21 protein-coding genes are annotated in these 20,675 nt (G+C 47.5%); all 21 read right to left on the bottom strand.

Going from position 1 to position 20,675, the window contains the following annotated elements:
• Positions 1–46 precede the first annotated feature (46 nt).
• The 21 genes from SPTER_RS07025 to nuoE all read right to left on the bottom strand — a co-directional run bounded on the left by SPTER_RS07025 (position 47) and on the right by nuoE (position 20,627).
• The gene (locus tag SPTER_RS07025; RefSeq protein ID WP_144349674.1) at positions 47–466 is read right to left on the bottom strand and encodes a SoxR reducing system RseC family protein; all 420 of its coding nucleotides are present in this window, start codon (positions 464–466) and stop codon (positions 47–49) included.
• A gap of 351 nt (positions 467–817) precedes the next feature.
• Positions 818–1,360, bottom strand: a complete 543-nt coding sequence (locus tag SPTER_RS07020; RefSeq protein WP_144349673.1) for a hypothetical protein — start codon at positions 1,358–1,360, stop codon at positions 818–820.
• Positions 1,361–1,664: 304 nt separating this feature from the next.
• The gene (locus SPTER_RS07015; protein WP_144349672.1) at positions 1,665–3,014 is read right to left on the bottom strand and encodes an SLC13 family permease; all 1,350 of its coding nucleotides are present in this window, start codon (positions 3,012–3,014) and stop codon (positions 1,665–1,667) included.
• A 305-nt stretch (positions 3,015–3,319) separates the two neighbouring features.
• A complete protein-coding gene (locus tag SPTER_RS07010; RefSeq protein WP_144349671.1) occupies positions 3,320–4,621 on the bottom strand; it encodes an SLC13 family permease in 1,302 nt (433 codons plus the stop codon).
• A 120-nt stretch (positions 4,622–4,741) separates the two neighbouring features.
• Positions 4,742–4,891 carry a hypothetical protein gene (locus tag SPTER_RS24625; protein WP_170233187.1) on the bottom strand — a complete coding sequence of 50 codons (150 nt, stop codon included), beginning with the start codon at positions 4,889–4,891 and terminating at the stop codon, positions 4,742–4,744.
• 12 nt (positions 4,892–4,903) lie between these two features.
• A complete protein-coding gene (locus tag SPTER_RS07005) occupies positions 4,904–6,061 on the bottom strand; it encodes a sodium ion-translocating decarboxylase subunit beta (RefSeq protein WP_144349670.1) in 1,158 nt (385 codons plus the stop codon).
• A gap of 132 nt (positions 6,062–6,193) precedes the next feature.
• Positions 6,194–6,586, bottom strand: a complete 393-nt coding sequence (locus SPTER_RS07000; protein WP_144349669.1) for a biotin/lipoyl-containing protein — start codon at positions 6,584–6,586, stop codon at positions 6,194–6,196.
• A 39-nt stretch (positions 6,587–6,625) separates the two neighbouring features.
• Positions 6,626–6,898 carry a hypothetical protein gene (locus tag SPTER_RS06995; protein WP_144349668.1) on the bottom strand — a complete coding sequence of 91 codons (273 nt, stop codon included), beginning with the start codon at positions 6,896–6,898 and terminating at the stop codon, positions 6,626–6,628.
• Between the two features lie 46 nt (positions 6,899–6,944).
• Complete coding sequence (mmdA, locus tag SPTER_RS06990; protein WP_144349667.1) at positions 6,945–8,474, bottom strand: methylmalonyl-CoA decarboxylase subunit alpha; 1,530 nt, start codon at positions 8,472–8,474, stop codon at positions 6,945–6,947.
• Between the two features lie 216 nt (positions 8,475–8,690).
• Complete coding sequence (gene mce / locus SPTER_RS06985) at positions 8,691–9,134, bottom strand: methylmalonyl-CoA epimerase (protein ID WP_144349666.1); 444 nt, start codon at positions 9,132–9,134, stop codon at positions 8,691–8,693.
• Positions 9,135–9,241: 107 nt separating this feature from the next.
• Positions 9,242–10,180: a methylmalonyl Co-A mutase-associated GTPase MeaB gene (gene meaB, locus SPTER_RS06980; RefSeq protein WP_144349665.1), complete on the bottom strand. Its 939-nt coding sequence runs from the start codon at positions 10,178–10,180 to the stop codon at positions 9,242–9,244.
• Between the two features lie 36 nt (positions 10,181–10,216).
• The gene (locus tag SPTER_RS06975) at positions 10,217–10,609 is read right to left on the bottom strand and encodes a cobalamin B12-binding domain-containing protein (RefSeq protein WP_144349664.1); all 393 of its coding nucleotides are present in this window, start codon (positions 10,607–10,609) and stop codon (positions 10,217–10,219) included.
• Between the two features lie 20 nt (positions 10,610–10,629).
• A complete protein-coding gene (locus SPTER_RS06970) occupies positions 10,630–12,249 on the bottom strand; it encodes an acyl-CoA mutase large subunit family protein (protein ID WP_425474359.1) in 1,620 nt (539 codons plus the stop codon).
• A gap of 102 nt (positions 12,250–12,351) precedes the next feature.
• Positions 12,352–13,860, bottom strand: coding sequence for a succinyl-CoA:acetate CoA-transferase ScpC (scpC, locus tag SPTER_RS06965; RefSeq protein ID WP_144349662.1), 1,509 nt, complete (start codon positions 13,858–13,860; stop codon positions 12,352–12,354).
• 305 nt (positions 13,861–14,165) lie between these two features.
• The gene (locus tag SPTER_RS06960) at positions 14,166–14,318 is read right to left on the bottom strand and encodes a hypothetical protein (RefSeq protein WP_170233186.1); all 153 of its coding nucleotides are present in this window, start codon (positions 14,316–14,318) and stop codon (positions 14,166–14,168) included.
• A gap of 80 nt (positions 14,319–14,398) precedes the next feature.
• On the bottom strand, positions 14,399–15,043 hold the full coding sequence (locus tag SPTER_RS06955; protein WP_144349660.1) for a redox-sensing transcriptional repressor Rex: 645 nt from the start codon (positions 15,041–15,043) through the stop codon (positions 14,399–14,401).
• A 529-nt stretch (positions 15,044–15,572) separates the two neighbouring features.
• Entirely contained in the window at positions 15,573–17,300 is a 1,728-nt protein-coding gene (locus tag SPTER_RS06950) for an NADH-dependent [FeFe] hydrogenase, group A6 (RefSeq protein ID WP_144349659.1), read from the bottom strand.
• A gap of 68 nt (positions 17,301–17,368) precedes the next feature.
• Positions 17,369–19,159, bottom strand: a complete 1,791-nt coding sequence (gene nuoF, locus SPTER_RS06945) for an NADH-quinone oxidoreductase subunit NuoF (RefSeq protein WP_144349658.1) — start codon at positions 19,157–19,159, stop codon at positions 17,369–17,371.
• Positions 19,160–19,195: 36 nt separating this feature from the next.
• The gene (locus SPTER_RS06940; RefSeq protein ID WP_144349657.1) at positions 19,196–19,561 is read right to left on the bottom strand and encodes a (2Fe-2S) ferredoxin domain-containing protein; all 366 of its coding nucleotides are present in this window, start codon (positions 19,559–19,561) and stop codon (positions 19,196–19,198) included.
• Entirely contained in the window at positions 19,558–20,112 is a 555-nt protein-coding gene (locus SPTER_RS06935) for an ATP-binding protein (RefSeq protein WP_144349656.1), read from the bottom strand. The genes SPTER_RS06940 and SPTER_RS06935 overlap by 4 nt, the downstream gene beginning before the upstream one ends.
• A gap of 8 nt (positions 20,113–20,120) precedes the next feature.
• Positions 20,121–20,627, bottom strand: coding sequence for an NADH-quinone oxidoreductase subunit NuoE (gene nuoE / locus SPTER_RS06930; protein ID WP_144349655.1), 507 nt, complete (start codon positions 20,625–20,627; stop codon positions 20,121–20,123).
• Between the last annotated feature and the right edge of the window lie 48 nt (positions 20,628–20,675).

Raw genomic sequence — 20,675 nt, 5'->3', positions numbered from 1 at the left:
AATTTTTCAACGCAATTTAATATTTTGGCCAGCCAAACCAAACTACTTACAAAATCCGGGTGATTACCGGCTGCATGTCTGCCCTGGTTCTGGCCTTGCGATCATAATAACGAACATACAAAAGAGACAGGACGCAAGCAATAGTCCCGCCGCCCATTTGCAACCAGAAAGGGTCGTTAATCCCCATCAGCTCGGTTCCACAATACCAGCCCACGACAGCGCCGGCAATGGTGCCCAAAAGAGGAACGGCATAAACAACAACAGCCGATTTCAGCATGCTTGTCTGCTGGATTTCAAAAACCACCCTCTGCCCGCGTTTCGCGCCCACCGGGTTGCGCGCGGCAAGAACTATCGCATTGTTGCCGGGACACGAGCCACAGCTTTCGCAATCGTTATGGCGGCTTGCCTTTATGCGGGCCACGCCACCGTCAGTCTCGAGAACTACCCCTTCATGCTCCTTATCCATCAGGCTTTCACCTCCACGTTTTTTTAGCCTGTGCAGTCAGGATATATATGTTTCTACTACTATATTCAATTTTCCTGCTCAGGGGGACATTTTTGCTCATTTATAGTTATTAAGCAAATTTGATGTTAGTAAATTGAAAAAATTCTAACTGTAATATTACAATACCAGATTTTTTAAAAAATTACTATAGTTTTTTTGTGAAATTATGTACAAATCCTATTAAATTTACATGTTTTTAAAAAAAAGTCCTTCCGATCAACATTTTGTAATGTTCGGAAAGGATACTCAAGGTTATTATATAAGACAAACAGATTTTTTTTAATGCCACTATTGCCTGTTATAGACAAAATCCTAATCTTGCTCCTTGCTTAGCACATCTCTGATAATTTGTTCTTCCGCCATTACTTTTTCCGGTAGTTTGGCCTGCAATGCAGCCAATAGTTTATCACCGGGCTTAAAGTAAAAACGCCGGTTTTGCGATTTCCCTTTCTTCCCCGGTACTGTATAGGCTAAAGTCCATACATCCCGCCCATCCAGCGCTGAATTAAAGCGATAGGTGCGTCGGAATTTAAGAACACCTATTAGTTGAGGTTTATAACGGTAAACCCCAAAAATATTGCCATAGGGCACTTCATGGGTCACAGTTCCTAACAACCCGCGTTTAATAAGTCTAAAAACCTTTTTATCCATTACATAGGTATATTTAGCCGACATTCGCTCCACAAGGACGAATAACACCAATACCCCGGCCATTAATTCCAAGGGCTGGAATACATTAAGGGCAAACCATTTGTAGAGGGTAAAAATAACAAGAGCGGCAAAAGCCGCTACGGCGATTACCATAACAATAACATTCTTTTTGCGGGCCTCTGATTCTACCACTATTTTTTCCAATTAACTGCAGCCTCCATAATCCTGTAATTCCTATTCTCCTGTTAAAAAATCTGAGCCGGAGAGAATAATAGTTTACCATTCCTAAGTTGTTTTATTCTCTTAAGAGCGTTCAAATTCCTGTATCTGAGCCAAAATTTTAGTGAACCGCATGCAGATTTCTACTTTGTCCTGTCTTGCGGTCAGTTGATTATATATTTCGTCCAGCCGGGATGTGTAATATTTATTAGCTGTTATTCTCTAAGAAAAATAGCGAATATCAAAAAATAATAGGCCGGGTGTCAGCCCGGCCTATTATTGCTATTGATTACAGACCCAGTATGCCAAAGAATATATAGCAGACGATACCGCCCACAACCGACATGGAAAGGCCCCACATCAGGAGATTGCGGAACAGTTTAGCCTTGTCCTCATGTTCACCGGCGCAGGCAATGCATAGTGCACCAAGCGTGGACAGCGGTGAAGTATCAACAAGGTGGGCACCAATGTTAATTGAGGAAATCAGGGCAATGGGATTGCCGCCGCCAACTTCCTTGATCAGCCCCGGCACCATTGGCAGGAACATCGGCATTACCACCCCGGAAGAACTGGAATAGGCCGAAAGCAGACCGGTTACAAAGCCAAGTACACCATTAATAGTGGTCGGATTAGAGATTGCACCGATCATCTTTACCATGGCATTAAGGCCGCCGGCTTTATCCATAACCTCGATCAGCACAGTGACCCCGCAGACCATCATGATTACGCCCCAGGGTACAACCTTAATCGCTGCTTTGCTGTCACCGGAACCGGTCAGCATCAATATGCCGGCCAGGATAAAAGCAATCGTGCCGACATTGGACAAAAGATTCATAGCCGCCGGGGCAAATAAACCTTTCGTGGCCGGCAGGCCAGGCAGAATGACCAAGAGAATAAGAACAGCCACAGCTCCAAGGGTCAGCCATTGATGCTTATTAAACGGTTCAGGCTTAGGCGCCAGTTCATTAATATCAAGAGCCGCTCCCCGTTGCTTCTGAATCCAGGCCCATCCGCCCAGAACGAAAAACCCGCCAATATTTACCACACCCTGGGCAACTTCGGAGTTAAAGTGGATCTTCCAGGCCAAGCCACTTAACTGGTCGGCAGGAATGCCAAGTCCGGCAGCCATTTTTGCTATTATGCCGTTAGAAATAATACCGGTAGGGGCAAAAGGCGAAAAAGCCGCACCATTAGCTGCACCAACGACCAAAAGTGTCATTAAAAAAGCAGGCATGCCAATCCGGGTAGCAATTGCCATGGCCACAGGCGCCATAAGGGCTGTGCCGGCAATATTACCAGGTCCGATGGTAGTAACAAAGGTTGTCAGCAGGAATACAATCAAAGGTACGATTGCCGTATTCCCTTTACATAAGCGAACAGAATAGGCGGTTAATTTCTCCATCGTACCGTTAGTCTGGGCCATGCCGAATAAGAAAGTTACCCCGACTAAAATCATAAACAGGCTGGTGGGAAAATAACCAAGCACTTTGGCACCGGTGGTGTCACCCCAGACCCCGCCAACAATGATAGCGAAACCAATACTCAGAAACCCTACATTAAGGTCTTCGTTTACGCAACTGATAATTACCACAATCACCAGAGCGACTATGGACATAATTGCCGCTAATGAGATATCCATTTACAATCCTCCCCACATTGTGAATTTATGAATGGGTTACTTGCCGAACTGCAATTATTACTATTCCACATTTACGCTGCCTCAATCCCTCCCCGCAAAAATTTTTTTATTTCACATAATTAGATAAATACACACTTATCTGAAAACTTTCAGCAAAAAAAAAGCATCCTTGCTTTTTGGGCAAATTCGACAATAAACGATATATTCCTTTTTATTCAGACATAAATCGATATTTTTTCAAATGTTTAATTAAAATAAAAAGACGGGAGAGGGGAGCCCCTCCCCCGTCTTGTTTATTCTAATTTTTATAATCCCAGGATACCAAAGGCTACATAACATACCAAAGCACCCACTACCGCCATAGACAGGCCCCATAACATTAAATTTCTGAACAATTTGGCTTTGTCTTCATGCTCAGCGGCACAGGCAATACAAAGTGCGCCGAGAGTGGACAGGGGTGAGGTATCTACAATATGCGAACCAATGTTAATTGACGAAATAATCGCAATCGGATTGCCACCGCCAATTTGTTGAATGATACCGGGAACCATGGGTAAAAACATCGGCATTACCACCCCGGAAGAACTCGAATAGGCTGAGAGAATGCCGGTAATGAAACCTAATACCCCGTTAACAGTTGTCGGATTAGAGACAACCGCAATCATCGAGACCAGAGCATTTAAACCGCCGGCCTGATCCATAACATCAATCAGCACCGACATACCGCAGACCATGAGGATTACACCCCAGGGCATAGCTTTGACCGCTTTGGCATCATCGGCAATGCCGAACAGCATAAAGATTGCGCCAATGCCGAAGGCGACGGCGCCAACATCCCATTTAAGCACAATTACTGACAGCACTAAGGCGGCAATACCTGCCAAAGTAGCTATTTGGTGAGAGGTAAAGGGTTCAGGCTTAGGGGCAATTTCATCAATATTAAGGGCCGAAGCTCCGCGTTGCTTGCGCATCCAGGCCAGACCGCCGAGCAGGAAGAAACCGCCGAAGTTTACTATGCCCTGCACGATTTCTGAGTTAAAATGCACCTTCCAGGCCAGGCTGTTAAGCTGGTCGGCAGGGATTCCCAAACCGGGAGCCATTTTGGCAATAATACCATTGGAGATAATACCGGTTGGGGCAAAGGGTGAGAACGCTGCCCCGTTGGCAGCGCCGACTACCAGCAGGGTCATGGCAAATGCCGGTAAGCCGATACGGCCGGCAATTGCCATAGCTACCGGGGCCATAAGCGCCGTAGCGGCAATGTTGCCAGGACCAATTGTCGTAACAAGTGTGATCAGTAAAAACAGGATAATCGGAATTAAGGCAGTATTGCCTTTGGCTAAACGCACCGCATAGGCGCTAAACTTTTCCATCGTCCCATTTACCTGTGCGCAGGCAAACATAAACGTAACACCAATTAAGATCATGAACAGCCCGACCGGCCAGCCTTTAAAGATAGCCGCGACTGGCATGCCGGAGAACACGATACCCACAAGTAATGCCGAAGCAATACCCAGAATACCAACATTCATTTCCTTAAAGCAGGAAATGAGAACTACGATGGCCAGCGCAATAACTGACGCCAGCGCAGCGGTACTGATCTCCATAAACATCTCTCCCTACTGCATATGATAGTCCAGCTAAACTATGTTTATTTCAAGCAAAAAGTAGTGAGCAAATTCTGGTACAGATAATCATTGTTTGCTGGTATTTATAATATTATGATTCTATTCTTCGTCTTCGTCCTCATCTTCCACCGGTGCCGGGAAAGCAGCATGCAGAGCCTTGGTTGCGAAAATGAAAACACCGATAACAGCAAACATTGTCGGCAGGGCAATTGCCATCAGCGTTAAAGCTTTTGAAGTTGCAGTTTCCATATATTTACCTCCTTATTTCGCCAGTGCCGGAATCAGAGCAAGTACCAGTCCGCCGGCCACAACAGATGCAACCTGCCCGGCTACGTTTACCCCGATAGCATGCTGGATAATGAAGTTAGTAGGATCTTCTTTCAACGCCATTTTTGCGATTACCCGGCCTGACATCGGGAAAGCCGATATGCCGCAAGCGCCAATCATCGGATTAATCTTAGTCGGGTTGAAAGTGTTTAAAAGCTTGGCAAAGAGTACACCGCCGGCAGTATCAAAAACGAAGGCGACGGCACCCAGGGCCATAATCAGGAGAACATCGTAAGTCAGGAAGCGTTCAGCAGACATAGTGCCGCCAATGGTAATGCCAAGTACCAGGGTAACAAGATTGGCAAGTTCGTTCTGTGCGCAGTTGGAAAGGTTTTCAACAGCGCCGCTTTCTTTCAGCAGGTTACCAAACATCAGGCTGCCGATCAGAGCGACCGAGATGGGGGCAACGATACCGGCGATAACAACGATCATAATCGGGAAGAAGAATTTTGTGGTTTGGGAAACAGGCTCTTCCCCTTCAAAACCCATCTTGATTTTACGTTCGTTAACGGTGGTCAACGCTCTGATAACCGGCGGCTGGATAACCGGCACCAGAGACATGTAGCAATAGGCGGCAACAGACAGAGGTCCTAACAGGTCTTTAGCAAAACGGCTGGCCACATAAATGGTTGTGGGACCGTCGGCAGCCCCAATGATGCCGATCGAGGCAGCATGCTCAAAAGAGAAGCCTACCAAAGTTGCACCAACTGCGGTGGCAAAAATACCAAACTGAGCGGCAGCGGCAAACAACATCACCGAGGGGCGACGGATCAGTGGTGTAAAGTCGCACATTGCGCCAATGGCGATAAAAATAAGTACGGGGAAAAGTTCATTGGCAATGCCCGCATTATAAAGGACAATCAGGAAGCCTTCCTCACCGGGATGAGTTGAGACTGCCGAAGAATGCGGGATATTGGCCAAAATCGCACCAAAGCCAATCGGTAACAGCAGTGCCGGTTCATAGTCATGTTTTACTGCAAGATAGATGAGCAGGGCACCTACGCCCCACATAACCACATGTTTCCAGGAAAGGCCGAGGAAACCCATGAGCAGCTCATCGAGCCACGGATACTGGTGAATCAATGCTTCCATGTGTATTTTGTACCTCCTAAGTTTTGTTTGTGAAAAATTACATTAGCGACAATAAACAGGTTCCTGGTTTAACGTACAACGGGAGGGTAATTGTGCGGCACAAGCTGAGCCGCACACAATTACCCGGCTGAATTAGCCGATAACAGCCATAACCTCACCTGGCTTTACATTTTGGCCGGCATTTACATTAATGGACTTAACAGTACCATCAGCCGGTGAACCAATCTCATTTTGCATTTTCATGGCTTCAAGAATCAGGATAACATCCCCCTTCTTGACTTGCTGTCCGGGTTTAGCAATTACTTTCGCTATTTTCCCAGGCATCGGGGCAGCTACCGGACTGTCGCCGGCAGCAACCTGGGCCGGTGCAGCGGCCGGGGCTTTAGGCGCCGGGGCGGCGGCCGGCGCAGCGGCCGGGGCGGCAGCGGCCGGAGCGGCGGCCGGCCGCGCTGAAACAGCGCCACCCACTTCTTCTACTTCCACCTCATAAGTACTACCATTAACTGTTACATTAAATTTTTTCATTCTAACAGACCTCCATTCATTGATGGTGTTCTATATGTCTTAAGCAAACTGACGGCTGTCCATAATCTTTTGCCGGCCGGCGTTTGCCCACTGGTTGCCGGTGCGGGTAATCTTAATGGCTAGGTCGCCGGTACCCATCGTGGCATAGATGCTGGCGGTAATCGCGGCAACAATCTCCGGGCTAATCCCCTGCGCGGCCACGGTCGTTGTGTTCGCAACGTCCGACTCCGTTGCTGCTGCTACGGATTTTTTCTTTTTCTTTTTAGCCTTAGGCGGCTCAGGTTTGCCAAATAACGAATCAAAAAAGCCCACGTTAACTATCCCCTTTCTTGCCAGTACGGAAGTGTAAGCGAGAGAATTAGAGCGGAATATTACCGTGCTTTTTAGCCGGACGCTGCTCACGCTTGGAAGCCAGCATATTGAGCGCAGTAATAATCCGGGGACGGGTTTCTTTCGGCTCAATGACCTGATCAACGAAACCGCGTTCTGCCGCTTTATACGGGGTGGCGAAATCTTCCACATATTTTGCTGTTTTCGCTTCAGCCTCAGCATCACCGCGGAAGATGATATTGGCGGCACCGGCCGGGCCCATAACAGCAATCTCGGCGCTCGGCCAGGCCATTACCTGATCGGCTCCCAAGTCCTGCGAGCACATAGCCAGATAGGAACCACCATAAGCTTTCCGGGTAATAACAGTAATTTTAGGAACAGTAGCTTCTGAATAAGCATACAGCATTTTAGCGCCATGGCGAATGATTCCGCCATACTCCTGATCCGTGCCGGGCAGGAAGCCGGGAACGTCAACAAGATTAACCAGCGGCAGATTAAAAGCATCGCAGAAGCGGATAAAGCGCGAAGACTTGTCAGATGCATTAATGTCAAGGCAGCCGGCCATAACATTAGGCTGATTGGCGATAATGCCCACAGGCTGTCCGTCAAAACGGGCAAAGCAAGTGATAATATTCTGTGCATAATGGGCAAGAACTTCATAAAATTCGCCGTTATCAACAATGGATTTAATAACATCTTTCATGTTGTACGGCTGATTGGGATTATCCGGCAGAAGGGTGTTTAGTCCTTCATCCATCCGGTTAGCATCATCACCGGTATCAACAATCGGGGCATCATCCATATTGTTGCTGGGCAGGAAACCTAACAGATAACGCACCTGCTGCATGCAGTCGTCATCATTTTCGGTGGCAAAATGAGCTACACCGGAGGTGGCGTTGTGAGTCATGGCGCCGCCTAATTGCTCGGCCGTTACTTCTTCGGCAGTAACCGATTTGATAACCTGCGGGCCGGTAATAAACATCTGGCTGGTATTTTTCACCATGTAAATAAAGTCGGTAAGCGCCGGTGAATATACCGCGCCGCCGGCGCAAGGCCCCATAATTACCGAAATTTGGGGAATGACACCCGAAGCCAGGGTGTTTTCATAAAAAATCTTGCCATAACCGGCCAGAGCATCAACGGCTTCCTGAATACGGGCACCGCCCGAATCATTAATTCCTACCAGGGGAGCTCCCATTTTCAGTGCCAGTTTCTGTACTTTTACAATTTTAGCAGCATGCATTTCCCCCAGCGAGCCGCCAATTACCGTGAAATCCTGGGCAAATACATAGACTAAGCGGCCGTCAACTGTGCCATAGCCTGTTACCACACCTTCGCCCGGAGCTTCGACTGCCTCCATGCCAAAGTTAGTGCAGCGGTGGCTGACAAATTGATCAAGTTCAACAAAGGTACCAGGATCCAGCAGTTTTTCCACACGTTCACGGGCCGTGAGCTTACCACTCGCATGCTGCTTGTCGATACGCTTCTGGCCCCCGCCTAACTTTACTTTCTCCTGGCGTTTTTTTAGATCTTCAATTTTTTCTTGGATTGTAGCCATTAGAAAAACACCTCCATTACTGTGGAAACTAAATGTTCCCTATTAGACTGTTCAGAAATGCTCAGCTGCTAGGCGCACAGGCAGACGCTGAAGCGCCGCGTACGCGGACGCAAGCAAAGCGGCTGAGAAGCAAGTGCGCAGTTCCTGGCGCTTCAGCGCTTGGAACTGCGGCCTACCTCTTGCAGGTGCAACGCAGCTGGGCGTTTATGAGCATGTCTACTTTCTTTCCGAAAGTTCGAGCAGGATGCCGCCGGTTGCTTTGGGATGAACAAAAGCAATGCTGGCACCACCGGCACCATAACGCGGCGACTCATCAATCAGACGGACACCCTGTTCTTTGAGATCAGCCAGAGCTGCCTCAATGTTGTCAACACGCAAGGCAACATGTTGAATTCCTTCGCCGTTTTTTTCGATGAATTTGGCCACCGGGCCATCGGGAGACGTTGACTCCAAGAGTTCAACTTCGCTGTCGCCACAGGGAATAAAGCAAACTTTTACTTTTTGCTGCTCGACAACTTCTTCGCCCATGGCGGTCATACCAAGCACATCAGTGTAAAATTTCTTAGCTTGTTCCATATCTTTGACTGCAATACCGATGTGGTCAACTCTAAGAACCTTAAATTTGCGGGCATTAACACCGCCGGCACTAGCTTGAGACATATCCAATACCTCCTGTTAGATTCGATTGATTATTCCAATCTATATATATGATACCATATTTTAATATCTGGTACTATATTTTCCCATATTAATGGTATATTTTCCCCTTATCGTAACATTTGCCGCAATAATTCAGCTACAACCGTATACGGATCCTGTTCCCGTTTTTCTACTGAGGTTACCAGCTTATCGAAATTGCCGCCGGTTGTAATCTGCCGGAGAACATGCCGGCCAATCTGTTCATCCAGTAATGCCAGCAGCTCATTTTTTGTCCGCTCCGTACGCCGCACCGCCAACTGTCCTGATTGCTGAAGATGGGTAATATGGTCTTTGACTGCGCCTATGAGCTCGGCAATGCCTTCGCCTTTGCTGGCTACTGTCCGTTGTACCGGCGGCCGCCAGTCGACCATATTCTGATTCAGCTCAAGCATCATTTCGATCTCGTTATTTAATCGCTCCACACCATCGCGGTCTGCTTTATTAATGGCAAAAATATCGGCTATTTCCAATATGCCGGCTTTGATTGCCTGAATATCGTCACCAAGACCAGGCACTAATACAACAATTGTGGTATCAGTGGCTTTGATGACATCGACTTCAGACTGACCAACCCCGACGGTTTCGATAAAGATAACATCTTTGCCGGCAGCATCCATTATTTTCGCTGCTTCGGCCGTTTTGCGCGATAAACCGCCCAAACTGCCTCTGGTCCCCATGCTCCGGATGAAAACCCCTTCATCAAGGGTCAGTTCATTCATCCGGATACGGTCACCTAAAATAGCGCCGCCGGAAAAGGGACTGGTCGGATCAACAGCAATGATTCCAACCGTTTTTCCCTGCAGACGGTATTCTTTGGCCAATTTATCGGTTAGCGTGCTTTTCCCGGCACCAGGCGGGCCGGTAATGCCGATCACATGGGCTTTGCCGGTATGAGGATAGAGCTTTTGCATAATCTCGGCTGCTTCATCATATTCATTTTCAACAGCAGTGATGGCGCGGGCCAGGGCCCGTTTGGACCCGGCCAGCACATCTTCTACAATATTCATTCTATATCACCTGCCCAGTTACACAATGACAAGCACTTATTTTACGTTGGTTTTAATAAACTCAACAATACTGCCGGTCGGTGTTCCCGGGGTAAAGACCGCAGATACACCGGCAGCTTTCAGGCCGGCAATATCGGCGTCAGGAATAACGCCGCCGCCTACAATCAGCACATCACTCATACCTTTTTCTTTGCACATGGCCACAATGCGCGGGAAAAGATGATTATGGGCACCGGATAACAGACTTAAGGCTACCACATTTACGTCTTCCTGCAGGGCTGCTTCCACAATTTGCTCCGGCGTCTGACGAAGACCGGTATATATTACTTCAAAGCCGGCATCGCGGAGAGCGCGGGCTACGACTTTGGCGCCGCGGTCATGACCATCCAGGCCAGGCTTTGCTACCAATACTCTAATACGTTTTTCCATCGTTGTCCCTCCTACTCAGCTTATAGGCTTACATGCGCTTCGTATTCGCCGAATACTTTGCGCATTACGCCACAGATTTCTCCCAGGGTTGCATAGACTTTAACGGCCTCAAGGATAAGAGGCATAAGATTGGTATTCTCATCTTTGCAGCCTGCTTCCAGTGCGGCAAGTTTGTCGGCAACAGCACCATTATCGCGGCGGGCTCTAAGGTCGGCCAGCTTTTTCTTTTGCAATTCGCCGACAGAAGCGTCAACACGCAATAAGCCTTCAATCGGTTTTTCTGCAACCTGGAACTGGTTAACGCCAACAATAATACGTTGTTTGTTTTCCACTTCCATTTGCCATTTATAGGCGCTTTCCTGGATTTCACGCTGAATATAGCCTTTTTCAATCGCCACAACGGCGCCACCCATATCATCAATTTTACCGATATATTCCCAGGCTTCTTTTTCGATTTGGTTGGTAAGGGCCTCAATATAATAAGATCCTGCCAACGGGTCAACCACATCGGCCAAGCCGCTTTCATAGGCCACAATTTGTTGGGTGCGCAGGGCAACACGCACGGAATCTTCCGTAGGCAGCGCCAGCGCTTCATCTTTGGAGTTGGTATGCAGCGACTGCGTACCGCCAAGCACTGCGGCAGCGGTTTGCAAGGCAACGCGGACAACATTATTGTCAGGCTGCTGCGCCGTCAGCATGGAACCGGCTGTCTGGGTATGCACGCGCAGCATCCAGGACTTAGGATTGGTAGCGCCGAAACGTTCTTTCATCACCTTCGCCCATACGCGGCGGGAAGCACGGAATTTAGCCACTTCTTCCAGTACATTATTATGAGCATTCCAGAAGAAAGACAGACGACCGGCAAAATCATCGACATTTAAGCCAGCTTTGATAGCAGCATCTACATAGGCAATACCATCAGCTATGGTAAAGGCGATTTCCTGGGAAGCGGTGGAACCGGCTTCACGGATATGATAACCGGAAATCGAAATGGTATTCCAGTTAGGAACACTCTTTGAGCAATATTCAAAAATATTAGTAATAAGGCGCATCGAAGGTTTGGGCGGGAATATATAGGTACCGCGGGCAGCATATTCTTTAAGAATGTCATTTTGAATGGTACCGTTCAGCTTATCCGGGCTAACACCTTGTTTCTCGGCAACGGCGATGTACATAGCCAGCAGAACCGAAGCAGGGGCATTAATTGTCATCGAAGTTGATACTTTGCCAAGATCAATGCTGTCAAACAAAATTTCCATATCGGCCAGGGAGTCAATCGCCACGCCTACTTTACCCACTTCACCTTCGGCGATGGCATCGTCCGAGTCGTAGCCAATCTGGGTTGGCAGGTCAAACGCGCAGGAAAGGCCGGTGCCGCCCGACTCTAAGAGGTAGCGGTAACGCTTATTGGATTCTTCGGCGGTTGAGAAGCCGGCATACATACGCATAGTCCAGAAACGACCGCGATACATGGTAGGCTGCACACCACGCGTGAACGGATATTGTCCCGGAAAGCTGAGATCTTTTTCATAATCAAGACCTTCAATATCAAGCGGAGTATAAAGCCTGTTGTAAGCCAGGTTTTTTCGCTCGGGAAATTTGGCAAGTGATTTTTCCACCTTACCGGTGTACTCAGCCATTTTTTGTTTTAAACTATCTGTGCTAGCTGTGCACATTTCTAATTCCTCCTTTAAGTATATATTCCTTGCTACAGCAGAAAGACTGGCCGTAAGGCTGTCTTCCTATTTTATTTTCATACTGCCTGTTTCCAGGAAGCGAGTATGCCAGGAAAGAGCCTCATTCATGAGATGCGGGGTATGGGCATAACCGGTGGCTTTTTCAGCCCGGTCAAGATAATCCAGCAGCATTGGCTGGTAATCAGGATGGGCACAATTATTGATAATAACCCGGGCCCGTTCTTTGGGGCTCAAGCCGCGGACATCAGCAACACCGCGTTCGGTGATAAATACATCAACATCATGTTCGGTATGGTCAAAATGCGAACACATCGGCACAACCGAAGAAATATCACCTTTTTTGGCAATCGAATTCGTAAAGAAGAAGGTCAGGTAGGCATTACGGGCAAAGTCGCCTGACCCGCCGATCCCGTTCATCATTTTGGTACCCATAATATGGGTGGAGTTGACATGTCCGAATATATCGAATTCAATCGCCGTATTCATGGCAATTACACCGATACGACGGGCCACTTCCGGGCTGTTGGCAACCTCTTGCGGCCGGAGAATGATTTTTTTGCGATATTCACCAATATTATCATAAAGCCGTTTTAAGCCATCAGGTGAAGGTGTAATCGAAGTTCCTGACGCAAAAGTCAGTTTACCCGCATCAATAAGGTCAAACATACCATCTTGAATAACCTCTGTATAAACAGTAAGGTTTTCAAAATCAGAATCAGCTAACCCGGCCACAACGGCATTGGCCACAGAACCTACACCGGATTGCAGTGGCAGCAGATTTTCCGGCATACGGCCTGCTTCTATCTCTTGCTTGAGGAATTGAATAAGATGACCGGTCATGGCCCGGGCGTCATCATCAATGGCTGCCAGCGGACGAACATCATCCTTTATATCACAAGGAACTATGTACGCGATTTTTTCCGGGTCGCACGGAATATAGGGAGTGCCAATACGGTCATCGGCTTTCACCAGCGGTATTGGCTGACGATGGGGCGGATCAAGCGGCACATAGACATCATGCATACCTTCCAATTCAAGCGGTTGGCTGGTATTAATCTCAACAATTACAAAATCAGCGCTTTGCACAAAGGAAGCCGAGTTGCCAAGTGAAGTTGTTGGTACAATCTGCCCCTCCTCCGTGATCGCACAAGCTTCAATAATGGCAACATCTACTTTGCCACCCAGAAAACCATAACGCGACATTTGCGCCACATGGCTTAAATGCAGGTCGGTATACTGGATAGTACCGTTGTTAATCGCTTTTCTGATACTGTCGTTTGTTTGATAGGGCAGCCTTTTAGCAATCCCCTTGGCCTCAGCCAAAGCCCCGTCAAGTTCCTGGCCTACCGAGGCCCCGGTCCAAAGGTTTACGGTGAAATTCTCCTGCTTCATTCTCTCTGCCAGTGCCAGTGGCACAGCCTTTGGATAGCCTGCAGGCGTAAAACCACTGGCGCCAATATTCATCCCTGGCTTAATGCTGGCAGCCGCTTGCTCTGCACTAACAATTTTGGCTTGCAGCGCTTTGTTTCTGACACGGTCTTTAATGTCAATCATTGCGTACTCTCCCTTCGAATGCGGTTAATTTTATATAAATTTTGAGATAATCATTTGTTATTATCCAGGAAACCGCAAAAATTATTCTACGCCACCCTCGCCAAGGCAATAAAAAAGCACCTATTGGTTTTTGTTTATTTTGTACTAAACAAAAAAACCTAGGTGCGCACTTACTAAAGTATCCATTACCGGCAGGGCAACAGACCATAAGGGCGTAGTTTACAGGTAACTTTCAGAAAGCAACAAGCTGTCTGTCCGTAATATAGATTAATACTATAATTATATTGTTTTACACTATTGGTATTCTACGATAGAAGTAAAACTCCTGCTACTATAATCCAATTTTTTAAAAAATATTTTGTAATTTCTTTTCCTGACAAAAAGTATCCTTGCCGCTGGCGGCAGGGCAGCAGCGACTTCCACTTCGCCAAAGGCTCAGCGAGTTTTTCTAACCCCATCAAGTCTACAAAAAATTCACTGCTATGACTCACTTTGGCTTCTGCCGGCGTCCTCAGGACTTGGCACAAGCCAAGGTTTTCTAATATAATTGGCGGGAAAGATAATATGACATACTGCTTAAGCCTATTGACAGGTCTTCACTGACTACATGGACAGTTGTGGGGACTTCAAGCTTTATCGGCGCAAAATTCCAGATACCTTTAATTCCGGCCTCAACATAGCTTGTAGTGATGTCCTGGGCGTATTCGGCCGGCACCGTTACTATCCCGATTTGAATATTCCTGGCAGCAATGATTTCCGGTATTCTGGCAATATGAAAAATTTCGATTTCATTAATATATCGCCCGATTTTATCTGGATCAATATCAAAAATAGCCTGCAATTGAAATCCCTGGGGCGAAAAATTAGCATAATTGGCCAAAGCCCAGCCCAGGTGCCCCACACCGGCAATAGCTATATTCCACTGACGGTTGAGTCCCAGTATTTCGCCGATATTGCGCGTAAGCTCGCGCACGTAATAGCCAACACCTTTTTTGCCAAACTCACCAAAAGCGGATAAATCTTTGCGTATCTGCTCCGGTGTAACGCCAATTTTCCGCCCCAATTCGTCAGAGGATATAATCTCAATCCCTTCCTCCTGACTTAGTTTAAGGTACCGATAATAAAGCGGCAGTCTATCAATCGTTGCTTTAGAGATCACCGCATTCTCTTTGTGTTCTTTCATTGAAACAACTCTCCCTAGCAGTACTCAGCGCTTATCTCAGCAGCTTATGTTCCTTAGTATTATTTGTAATTTATTCTCACTCACACCGGTTAATTCCTGCTACTACTTTTAATTTTCACATTTTACAAATAATTAATCCTAAAAAATTAGAAAAACTTGGCTTATGCCAAGTCCTTTAGGCCGCCGGCAGAAGCCGCCGGTGCCTTTAGGGTAAAGATTTCTGATCTCTTAAATCATGACCCCCGGATTTTTATAAATTCTGCTAGTGCCTTGGCAAAATTAAATGTAGTTTTAGACGACGTAGTTTTTTTCGCAATGCAAGGCGGAGGACGCTAACTGACAGATCTGCTTTAATGATCCTGTATGATATGGGCCTCTTATTACTTGCACGGGCCGCGCAGATCGGCAATCTGTAAGGCGACGGCAACGAAGCAGGGCGGGAAAGATGCGTTGTATAACCTAACATTTGACTTTGTCAAGGCACTAGGGCAAGTAAAAGGGATGTCCCGGCGGACATCCCTTAAAAGGTTTAACATTTCTTTTGTGGATGATAGTGAGTATGCAGCAGATGGTGCGACTTTTCACCCAGCGGTTTACCCAGCCAGCTCTCATATAGTTCGGCAACAGCCGGATTATCATGCGATTTCCGCAGAGTAGAGCACTTATCACATTCATAAATGGCATCAATACGTTTTTGCCGGTGTTCAGCAGACGTAATGATCGGCTGGCCGCCGCCGCCTGAACAACCGCCGGGGCAAGCCATTATTTCAATAAAGTGATAATCAGCCTCACCGGCGCGAATTTTATCAAGCAGCACACGGGCATTGGCCAAAGTGTGAGCTACGGCAACTTTAGCTGTTAAGCCTTCTTTTACCGGCACCTCAGCCTCTTTAATGCCAGTCATGCCGCGAACGGTATGGAACTCAATATTATCAAGCTCATTGCCTGTAACCAGTTTCACAACCGTCCGGAGGGCAGCTTCCATAACCCCGCCGGTAGCACCAAAGATTACGCCGGCCCCTGAGCCAATACCAAGCGGAGCGTCGAATTCGGCCTCTTCCAGAGTTGCAAAGGTTAAGCCGGCGGCACGGATCATCCGGGATAATTCACGGGTTGTCAGGACATAGTCAACATCCTGATAGCCGCTGGAATTCATCTCCGGCCGGGCGGCCTCCGCTTTTTTGGCTGTACACGGCATGATGGATACAGAGACAATATCCTTAGGATCAATGCCGGCCTTTTCGGCATAATAAGTTTTAGCCAATGCACCAAACATCTGTTGCGGTGATTTGGCAGAGGACAGATGATCCAGCAGATCGGGATATTTTAATTCAATGAAGTTAACCCAGCCCGGGCTGCAGGAGGTAATCATCGGCAGCTTGCCACCATTGCTCAGGCGGTCGATAAATTCTGAACCTTCTTCCCAGATAGTAAGGTCAGCAGTAAAATCTGTATCAAAAACCTTGTTAAAGCCCAGCCGTTTTAAAGCTGACACCATCTTGCCGGTAACGATTGTACCATGAGGCAGCCCTAGTGCTTCACCTAAAGCCACCCGTACAGCGGGAGCCGTTTGAACAATGACATGCTTCGCTGGATCACCGATAGCCTGCCATACCGCTTCGGTATCGTCTTTTTCGACAATAGCGCCGGTCGGACACACAGCCGCACACTGACCGCAGTAGGTGCATGCCACTTCATCTAAGCCCAGATTAAAGGCCGGTACAACCGTTGTGTTAAAACCCCGGTTAGCAAAGCTATACACATGAACCCCTTGCCGTTCACTGCAAGCCCGGATGCAGCGGCCGCATAAAATACATTTGCTTTGATCGCGGACCAAAGACGGATTTTTATCGTCCAGCGGATAATTTTTCTTGTCGCCGTCAAACCGGATTTCTCTGACTCCCAGATCGGCTGCCATATTCTGGAGTTCACAGTTTAAGTTACGCTGGCAGGCCAAGCACTCTGTCGGGTGGTTGGCCAGTAGAAGCTCGACCACCATTTTCCGGGCTTCACGCACATCTGCTGTATTCGTCCGGACAACCATGCCTTCATTTACAGGATACACGCAGGACGCAACCAAACTGCGGGCGCCTTCAACTTCTACCATGCACACCCGGCAGGCCCCTTCCACACGCAGTTCAGGATGATAGCACAAAGTCGGCACTTTTATTCCCAGCGAATTTGCCGCTTCCAGAACAGTCGATGTTTTAGGCACAGAAACCTTTTGTCCATCGATTGTTAAATTAACCATTTCCATTTTCGTGTCACCCTCTCTTTTTCACTCAGTCTAGTGTTTGTAATGGGCAGTAGCTATTTTAAGCAGCCTTAGGCTTTAACAATTGATTTAAACGGACATTTAGCAATACAGGCACCGCATTTGATACACTTGGACAAATCAATCTCATGCTGCGCCTTGACCTCACCACTAATAGCTTCAGCCGGGCATACCTTTTTGCACAGACCGCAGCCCTTACAAGTATCGGTAATGTTGTACTGCAGCAGATTGGTGCAAGCCCCGGCCGGGCAGCGTTGATCATGAATATGGGCTTCATATTCATCACGGAAATAGCGCAGGGTGGAAAGTACCGGATTGGGGGCCGTTTGACCAAGGCCGCACAAGGCGGTGGTTTTAATATTTTTCGCCATTGATTCAAGCAGTGCAATATCACCGGGACGACCCAGCCCATCGGTTATGCGGGTAAGAATCTCCAGCATGCGTTTAGTCCCTTCACGGCAGGGTGTGCATTTACCGCAGGACTCGGACTGGGTGAAATTGAGGAAGAACTTGGCAACGTCAACCATGCAGGTGGTTTCGTCCATAACAACCAGGCCGCCGGATCCCATCATTGCCCCGGCCTTGATAAGAGAATCATAATCTACAGGCAGATCGAGCATGTTTTCCGGCAGACAGCCGCCGGACGGGCCGCCGATTTGCACAGCCTTAAACTTTTTCTCGTTAGGTATGCCGCCGCCAATTTCATAAATAATTTCCCGCATGCTGATACCCATGGGAACTTCTGCTAAACCGGTATTATTAATCCGGCCGGTAAGGGCAAATACTTTAGTGCCCTTGCTGCGTTCGGTGCCGATTGAGGCATACCAGTCCGCACCTTTGGTAATAATCTGCGGTACATTGCCAAAAGTCTCCACATTGTTGATATTGGTAGGCTTGCCCCACAAACCGGAAACGGCAGGGAACGGCGGACGGGGACGCGGCATACCGCGCTTGCCCTCAATTGACGCAATCAGGGCGGTTTCCTCACCACACACAAAGGCGCCGGCCCCTTCCTTGATTTTCAGTCTGAAATTAAAACCGGAACTTAAAATGTTGTCACCTAATAACCCTATTTCCTCAGCTTGCTTAATCGCAATTCTAAGGCGTTTAATCGCCAGCGGATACTCGGCCCGGACATATACATAACCTTCGTCGGCCCCAATAGCATAACCACAGACAGCCATGCCTTCAATGAGTCGATGAGGGTCGCCTTCAAGCACACTGCGGTCCATAAAGGCACCGGGATCACCTTCGTCGGCATTACATACCACATATTTTTTAGTACCGGGAGCATTGCGGGTGAACTCCCACTTCATACCGGTCGGGAAACCACCGCCGCCCCGGCCCCTGAGCCCGGATTTTTTTATTTCCGCCACAACGTCGGCCGGCTTCAATTCCGAGAGAGCTTTACCAAGGCCTTCGTAACCGCCTTCAGCAATATACTCGTTAATATCTTCAGGGTCAATGTGTCCGCAGTTGGCCAGTACATATCGCATCTGTTTCTTATAAAAAACAATATCATTATAACTGGGGATCTTTTCATGACTGATCGGTTCTTTATACAACAGCCGTTCTACAATACGCCCCTTAAACAAATGGGTTTCAACAAGTTCTGCCACATCTTCTTCCTGAACCCGGACATAGAAAGTTCCTTCCGGATAAATAATGACCAGCGGCCCCATTTCGCAGAAGCCATGGCAACCGGTCTCAATAATTTTTACCTCTTTATCTAAGCCTTTTTTAGCCAGTTCCTGCTGGAAGGCTGCTTCAACTTTTTTCGAACCTGAAGACACACAACCAGTACCGGCGCAAAGGAGCACATGCGCTCTTATGCGTTCCATATTATCCCCTCCCGTTATTCTAGCAAGATTATATATTTATTCAGTGAATTTGCCAATAGCAAGCTCTGCAACAATACGACCGTTAACGATATGCTCAGAAATAATTTTAGGGATGTCGTCTACTGTAACGCGGCCATAGGTTATCCTCGGTTCATTAGGGCGAACAACATCCACCAGCACTTCTTTCTCACACATGCCAATACAGCCGGTCTGGCTTATCTTAACCGTCTGCAGATTTTGCTTGGCAATCTCATCTAAAATAGCGGTCATCACTTGACGGGCGCCGGCTGCTATTCCGCAAGTACCCATGCCCACAATAATTTGGATGCCACCTTCGTGGCGCACAGTATTTTTGGTCTTAAGCTGTTCCCGTAGGCGTTTTAAATCTTCTAATGTTTTCACTTTTCGACACCTCCGTACAAATTAGCTATATGATCGGACAAGTATTTATGAAGCCAGATTAATATATCTGGTTGGGTTAGCGGTACACCATCCAGGATATCGGCTAACTCCTGCGAAGAAACAGTAAATTTTCTGTCATTGACAGTATGACGATACAAAAAGTTCAATGTGGGGTTAGCAACAAGAATTGTCTTAATTGTCTCTACTATGTTACCTAATGGAGGTCGGTCCAGATGATGATGACGATAACTTGCCTCTATTATTGTCCCTTGGCCTGGTGTTGATTGTATTTTCAAATATCCGTCACAGCGTTTGGTCGACATCTCCATTAACGGCAGTCCTAAGCCAACGCGTCGTGTCAACCTGGTAGTAACAAAAGGGTCAATTACAAGTTGACGGAGCTTCTCATCCATACCCCGCCCGTTATCAGCCACGCGGATAACTAAAACATCGGCTGACAGATCTTCAATAACTTCAAGTTTAACAATATTAGCCCCGGCTTCAAGCGAGTTTTGCACTAAATCCAGGATATGGAGTGATAGTTCACGCATAGCAGTTATTAGGCGTATCTAGCCAGGATTTCAGGTATTAGTTGCGTAGTCAACCGGCCGTGGGTATCATCATTAACCATTAACACTGGAGCCAACCCGCAGGCACCGATGCAGGCTACTGTTTCTAACGTAAACTTAAGATCAGGGGTAGTGCCGCCGGCTTTGACGCTTAAATTCTCTTCCAGCATAGTGAGGATTGCCTTGGCACCACGTACATGGCAGGCAGTCCCCTGGCAGACACGGATAATATTTTTTCCCCGGGGATTTAAATGAAATTGAGAATAGAAAGTTACTACACCATAAATTTGACTGACAGGAATCGCCATTTTTTCCGCAATAGCCTGGATTACTTCTTTAGGCAGGTAGCCGTAGGCATGTTGCGCTTCCTGCAGTACGGGGATGAGAGCCCCTTTTACCCCCTGATATTTTGCAAGTATCACATCCAGTTGGTCAAGCGCTAACTTGCCTGCTTCACCGCCGCCACAGCAGCATTTGGTTTCCTTATCGCTGTTCATGTTACATCCTCCTTATGAAAAAATTACTAGTCACTGGCAAGCTTAGTG

Source organism: Sporomusa termitida (genome assembly GCF_007641255.1).
GTDB lineage: Bacteria > Bacillota > Negativicutes > Sporomusales > Sporomusaceae > Sporomusa > Sporomusa termitida.
Note: the sequence above shows the minus strand (reverse complement) of the source record. Positions and strands in the feature narration are given on the sequence as shown.

What these genes read in the sequence shown, in the direction of transcription:
- SPTER_RS06950 (WP_144349659.1), bottom strand. Translation starts at nt 17,300, where the DNA reads ATGGAAATGGTTAATTTAACAATCGATGGACAAAAGGTTTCTGTGCCT.
- scpC (WP_144349662.1), bottom strand. Translation starts at nt 13,860, where the DNA reads ATGATTGACATTAAAGACCGTGTCAGAAACAAAGCGCTGCAAGCCAAA.
- nuoE (WP_144349655.1), bottom strand. Translation starts at nt 20,627, where the DNA reads ATGAACAGCGATAAGGAAACCAAATGCTGCTGTGGCGGCGGTGAAGCA.
- SPTER_RS07005 (WP_144349670.1), bottom strand. Translation starts at nt 6,061, where the DNA reads ATGGAAGCATTGATTCACCAGTATCCGTGGCTCGATGAGCTGCTCATG.
- SPTER_RS07025 (WP_144349674.1), bottom strand. Translation starts at nt 466, where the DNA reads ATGGATAAGGAGCATGAAGGGGTAGTTCTCGAGACTGACGGTGGCGTG.
- SPTER_RS06975 (WP_144349664.1), bottom strand. Translation starts at nt 10,609, where the DNA reads ATGGAAAAACGTATTAGAGTATTGGTAGCAAAGCCTGGCCTGGATGGT.
- SPTER_RS24625 (WP_170233187.1), bottom strand. Translation starts at nt 4,891, where the DNA reads ATGGAAACTGCAACTTCAAAAGCTTTAACGCTGATGGCAATTGCCCTG.
- SPTER_RS07015 (WP_144349672.1), bottom strand. Translation starts at nt 3,014, where the DNA reads ATGGATATCTCATTAGCGGCAATTATGTCCATAGTCGCTCTGGTGATT.
- SPTER_RS06935 (WP_144349656.1), bottom strand. Translation starts at nt 20,112, where the DNA reads ATGCGTGAACTATCACTCCATATCCTGGATTTAGTGCAAAACTCGCTT.
- SPTER_RS07010 (WP_144349671.1), bottom strand. Translation starts at nt 4,621, where the DNA reads ATGGAGATCAGTACCGCTGCGCTGGCGTCAGTTATTGCGCTGGCCATC.
- meaB (WP_144349665.1), bottom strand. Translation starts at nt 10,180, where the DNA reads ATGAATATTGTAGAAGATGTGCTGGCCGGGTCCAAACGGGCCCTGGCC.
- nuoF (WP_144349658.1), bottom strand. Translation starts at nt 19,159, where the DNA reads ATGGAACGCATAAGAGCGCATGTGCTCCTTTGCGCCGGTACTGGTTGT.
- mmdA (WP_144349667.1), bottom strand. Translation starts at nt 8,474, where the DNA reads ATGGCTACAATCCAAGAAAAAATTGAAGATCTAAAAAAACGCCAGGAG.
- SPTER_RS07000 (WP_144349669.1), bottom strand. Translation starts at nt 6,586, where the DNA reads ATGAAAAAATTTAATGTAACAGTTAATGGTAGTACTTATGAGGTGGAA.
- SPTER_RS06955 (WP_144349660.1), bottom strand. Translation starts at nt 15,043, where the DNA reads ATGAAAGAACACAAAGAGAATGCGGTGATCTCTAAAGCAACGATTGAT.
- SPTER_RS06960 (WP_170233186.1), bottom strand. Translation starts at nt 14,318, where the DNA reads ATGGGGTTAGAAAAACTCGCTGAGCCTTTGGCGAAGTGGAAGTCGCTG.
- SPTER_RS06970 (WP_425474359.1), bottom strand. Translation starts at nt 12,249, where the DNA reads ATGGCTGAGTACACCGGTAAGGTGGAAAAATCACTTGCCAAATTTCCC.
- mce (WP_144349666.1), bottom strand. Translation starts at nt 9,134, where the DNA reads ATGTCTCAAGCTAGTGCCGGCGGTGTTAATGCCCGCAAATTTAAGGTT.